We start from the raw sequence: 616 nt of genomic DNA, 5'->3' as shown, positions 1-616 counted from the left end.
ACCAAAATCTCTTAGATTAATTTCTTCAATATTGGATATGCAAACAAAATTTCCAGTATAAGTTAAGCTACATTTTGATAAATTTTGTTTTGATTGTTAAACTCTTCAATAGTTTGATAATTCAAGGCACTGTGGCGTCTTTTTTTGTTGTACCATATTTCAATATATTCAAATATTTCCAGCTCCATTTTTTCTTTTGTAATAAGCTTGTTTCCATAAATCAGTTCTGTTTTCAAAGATTTGAAAAAGCTCTCTGCCACAGCGTTATCCCAACAATTTCCTCTCCGGCTCATGCTTCTTGTAACTCCATAAAATTCCAGAGTATTTGCAAATTTTCTGCTTGCATATTGAACGCCTCTGTCGCTATGAAAAATTAGACTTTCCCCTATTTTTCTGTTTTTGACAGCCATTTTCCAGGCAGAAAGACTTGTCTCTTCGGTGCTCATTCCGTTGCTTAAACTCCATCCAATGATTTTCCGATCATACAAATCAATCACTGTTGTCAAGTACAAAAATCCTTCTTTGGTTTGAATGTAGGTAATATCAGAAACCCAAACTTGCGCAGGTTTTTCGGCTATAAAATTCCTGTCCAGCACATTTTCTACCACCAAATAAT

At 34.1% G+C, this 616-nt stretch carries 1 protein-coding gene; it reads right to left on the bottom strand.

Annotation, left to right across the window (positions count from 1 at the left end; translation table 11 throughout):
• Positions 1–62 precede the first annotated feature (62 nt).
• Positions 63–616, bottom strand: a 554-nt coding sequence (locus ABEA81_RS42435; protein WP_345613736.1) for an IS3 family transposase, incomplete at its 5' end; no start/stop codon positions are given.

Origin of the sequence: Pseudonocardia adelaidensis (assembly GCF_039543345.1) — a bacterium.
In the GTDB taxonomy this organism is placed as follows: domain Bacteria; phylum Actinomycetota; class Actinomycetes; order Mycobacteriales; family Pseudonocardiaceae; genus Pseudonocardia; species Pseudonocardia adelaidensis.
This window is presented reverse-complemented; position numbering and strand designations above follow the sequence as displayed.